This window comes from Armatimonas sp. (genome assembly GCF_043760365.1).
GTDB lineage: Bacteria > Armatimonadota > Armatimonadia > Armatimonadales > Armatimonadaceae > Armatimonas.
The window spans coordinates 1-4,260 of the sequence record NZ_JAYUPA010000609.1; the positions used below are offsets into that span (position 1 = coordinate 1).

The window sequence follows — 4,260 nt, forward strand, 5'->3', positions numbered from 1 at the left end:
ACTCCGTTACTGTTTAGCTCTTGTCCCCGAACTTCGGGTCCGTGGCGATGGAGAACTTGCGGAACTTGACGCGGCGTGCTGCGTCAATGCAGTTTCGAACCACCGAATAGTGAGTTTTGCGATCTGCGTTGATAACGACAATCGCATTCTCTGGTTTGAGAGGCTGGTTGTTAGAGTCAACCCGCCCCTGGAGCTGCTGCATCAAATAATCGGGAAGGGCAGTCAGATTAGGGACTTTTTCCGTCTTATTGATGAGCATCTCACCGCTTTCTTTGAGAGTGAGTGTGACCGTTGCCTGTGCTTGGATGTCCTGGTTTGTTGACTTTGGCAGCTTTACTTGGGCACCTTTCATGTCAATGACATTGAGGGACGCCAGGATAAAGAAAACCAGCAAGAAAAACATTGTGTCAATCATGGGAATGATCTCAATCTTGGTTTTCTTGATTTCTCGTCGCTTGATATACGGCATACGTTTAGACCCCCTTAACGAATTGAGAACTTCTCAATTCGTGCTCCTCGTGCATCATCAACCGCATGGATGACATTCTCGTGAGCAGTATCCGGGTTTGGGGAGATGATAATGGTCACCTTCTCCAGATCCGAAGGCCGCGTCGGACGCCCGAGCTGAGCATCCACCATCTTGATCATGTCTGAACTGGCACTGACTCCTTTGAGGACTTTAATGGGCTGTTGGCCCTTGTCCCCGATCAGGGTTTTGTTGCCATCCTTGTCGATCTCCACCTCCAGCTTGATGTCCTTAGGCTCTTTTTGAGCCGGGCCACCATTACGAGCGGGAGGTAGATCCAGGTTGAGGCCGCGGAGGTCAATGATATTGAGAGAAGCCAAGACAAAGAACACGAGTAGAAAAAACATCGTGTCGATCATGGGAATGATCTCGATCTTTGTTGCCTTGGTTTTCCGCTGACTACCGAAACGCATGACGATCTCCTGAGGAAAGCACTAAACTCCTCACTTAGCGTGCGAAGGTGCCGCGTGCCTCCAGGGCATTGATCAGCTTCGTCGCCGCCTGCTCAGATTCCGCGATAATCCGGAGGCGCCGCGAGGCAAAGTAATTGTAGGCGATAAATGAGACCATCGCAATGAGAATTCCACCCGCTGTGGCGTAAAGTGCTGTTCCAACACTCGGTAGAATTGCTTGTTTTGTTTTATCGTCGTTTGCTGAAGCATACTGGACAAAGACCTGGATCATACCAATAATTGTCCCAAAGAGCCCCCAGAGAGGGGAGAGCGTTGTGATTGTATCTAGCACGGGAAGGTATTTTTCCAGGGCCAGAAAGTACTCTTCCGCAGCCTCTTGAACCAGGCGCTCTACTTCATGAACCGGTCGCTTGGCATTAGAGAGAATGACTCTTGCAATGGCTGCAACAGGGCCAGGCTGGTCATTGACTGCACGTAGGGCTTCGTTGTCGCGACCCGCCTTAACGAGATCAAGTGTCTCTGTCATTAAGCTGGAACTGGTGGAGCCAAACTTTCCAAAGGCGATGATTCGCTCAATAATCACCATCAGACCAACTACGGACATCACTACCAGAACGATAGCGATACTTGGTTCACGTCTGAAAAACTCGAACAGTGGATTCTGCCCCATAGTAAAAACTCTCTCCTCGTCGCCTCCCCAAAAAGGGTGACACACAAATAGTACCTATAATTAGGTTGGCAATTCTTGGGCCAAAGCTTAGGTATGGCCCAAGAAACTGCGGGATTAGAACTTTCCTGACAGGCCAACCACGAAGCGACGGCCTTGTTGGAAACGCGTCCCCCCCAGGCTATTGCCCGCGAGAGCTCCTTGCTGGAAGTTAAGTGGGTTGCGTGAGTTAGTCAAGTTTTCAACACCGATCTCTAAAGCATGAAGGTTCGCAATAAGCTTCGACTTCGTTCGGATGCGCAGATCCAACTGGCTGATCGGGCTCCGGCTTCCACCCACGGTTGAAACCGATGATGCCAGCCCGCTTCCCTGGTAGTAGGCTAGGGAGAAGAGTGACCCGTTCATCAGCTGATAGCCCACTCCGAGGTTCATTGTTTGTTGCTGATCCCAATCCAGCGGAACGGCACCTGCAACTGCAGTCGCGGAGCGTTTTGCATTGCTACTTGCATAGGCCAGATAGCCACTAAGGCCTAGAGTAACCGGCTCCAGGCTACCAGGCCGGGGATCGAGCGAACGGGGTTTGAACTCATAGAGGGCCTCAATACCGCTTACCTTTGCATTGCCCGCATTGACCATCATATACGCCCCCGCCTGCGGTCCTTGGATCATCTGCTGCCACTGGTGCGTATTCTTGATATCCTTGTTGTAGAACGAGAGGCGCATGCTCTGGGCCTTGAGCTGTTGTTCAATACTCAAATCAAGCTGGTTGTTTGTTTGGGCAGCTACAGGTAGGGGAGTGGCACCTGTCTGATTGGTACCTATGGCACCCTGACCAATGCCGGGGGCTGTGAATATTTGGTTGTAACCCGCACGAAGCACCGTCAATTGTCCATTTGTTAGGCTTTTTAGGATCCCATTAGGAAACTGATAGAGTAGGTTAATACGGGGCGAGACAGCGCTCTCCGAGCGCTTACTACTGATATCGGGGCGAGCTCCCGTACCTACTACCCGGATGCGCTGGTTTTGCTCAAAGTTCTCCACGCGAGCTCCCACACTCAGGCGGAGGCGCTCAATAGGGATGTAGGTATCCTGCACATAGAAGGCACTGGATCCCCCTGTACGACGAATAAACGTCGAAGGGGAGGTGTTGTCGCTATTGAACCGGAGGCTATTGGCCAGGAAGGAGTTGATATTAAGTGCCGCATTGAGTGCTGTATTGCTCATGGGCACAAACTGGTAGACTTCGTTTCCACGGAGAGTCTGGGAGAGAATACCGAACTTGTAGTTATGTTTGCTTCTCTCATTGCCGTAGCTGAAGTCTGCCTGTACTTGGGATTGGGTGAAGTTCAGCCCTGTCGTCGGGTTATACTCAATGGAGTAGTCGGCAGGCAGAGTTGCAGGGTCGAATGCCGCGCCTGTGGTTAAGGGAAATCCGAGGGCATTTTTATTTTTCGTGTCTTGGCGTGTCTCTGCCCCTCCGATGGAGAAATTCCCCCGCAGCAGAGGCGAGAATGTCCGCGTGAGTTGAACGGCGTAGAAGCGATTGTCATCTGATTGCGAGACATTGTTACCTAGAATTTCCTGGCTCGCGCTGAAATTTGTGCCGTCCAAGAAATTCACCTGAGGGAATGCTGTTACAGGACGGTTACCCCCGAATCCGAATCCTAGGCGACCAAACTGTGCGCGTAGGCCCTGTCGGTTGGCAACCCCATTGCGTGAGCCACTGATGCCTAGAAACGCTGAGGCTTCCATTTGTCGGCTTAGGCGGTAGCTAAACTTACCCAAAAGGGAGTCTGATTTTCCTGTGTTATTAGAGAGCTGGCGCTGAGGCTGGGGAGATTCCAGGAAGTTGGCACTCTCTCGGCGAGAGTAACTAAGAACAAAGCCCGCATGTGAGTTGGGGTTAGGGACAAGCTTGCCCTCATTATCTGAGCGCATGGCCCCGAGCTGCCGACTGATCGTAAATGCCTGAGAGTTGCCACCGTAGTCTTCGGTATTGAATGCATACTCAAAAGAAGGCATCAAGGGGCTGCCTCCCCGACTAATCGCAGGGCGCAGAGAGGTCTCAAGAACCGTGCTACTGCCACCCAGGTTCGCTCCTATGTTACCCGTACGAACTTTAAGTGACTCGATCATCTCAGGAGTCAGGAACTGGGAGGCACGCCCCGCGAGTAGCGAGGGAAGCTGGAACCCATCAATATAATAGGTGCCCGTGTCTGCTTCCCCACGAGAGTGCAAACGATTAAGACTATTGGGAACCATGCCAGGTATAGAGCGAAGTGCCTTGTTTAGGCTCTGGCGATTGCCGACGGCATTCGGGAAAAATTGCAGGTGCTCTCGGTCACGGAAGGTGTACAAACCCGGATCGTCTATATCGAGTCGGATCTGTTTACGGAAGATATCAATGACGGTTTCACCTTGTGATTCCAGCTTGATCTCAACCTCAATGGTCTGGTCATCTATGACGACAACTTTCCCCATAATCTCTTTATAGCCGATCCCATTGACTAGGGCACGTGCTCTGTAGTCACGGGTGCCTGCGGTCAAATCACCAGTGGAAACCAGACCGTTGGAGGCCGTGTTAAACTGCATGTCCTCAAGATCTGTGGGGCCAGCTTTGATAACAATAATGGCTCCAGGGAGTACGACACCGG

The 4,260-nt window shown here is 51.7% G+C and carries 4 protein-coding genes; all 4 read right to left on the reverse strand.

The window, feature by feature from the left end:
* Nucleotides 1-13 precede the first annotated feature (13 nt).
* On the reverse strand, nucleotides 14-469 hold the full coding sequence (locus tag ACH2EH_RS13985; RefSeq protein WP_395142658.1) for an ExbD/TolR family protein: 456 nt from the start codon (nucleotides 467-469) through the stop codon (nucleotides 14-16).
* A gap of 14 nt (nucleotides 470-483) precedes the next feature.
* Nucleotides 484-939 carry an ExbD/TolR family protein gene (locus ACH2EH_RS13990; protein WP_395142659.1) on the reverse strand — a complete coding sequence of 152 codons (456 nt, stop codon included), beginning with the start codon at nucleotides 937-939 and terminating at the stop codon, nucleotides 484-486.
* A 34-nt stretch (nucleotides 940-973) separates the two neighbouring features.
* A complete protein-coding gene (locus ACH2EH_RS13995; protein WP_395142660.1) occupies nucleotides 974-1,609 on the reverse strand; it encodes a MotA/TolQ/ExbB proton channel family protein in 636 nt (211 codons plus the stop codon).
* A gap of 114 nt (nucleotides 1,610-1,723) precedes the next feature.
* The coding region (locus tag ACH2EH_RS14000; RefSeq protein ID WP_395142661.1) for a TonB-dependent receptor domain-containing protein at nucleotides 1,724-4,260 on the reverse strand (2,537 nt) is incomplete at its 5' end.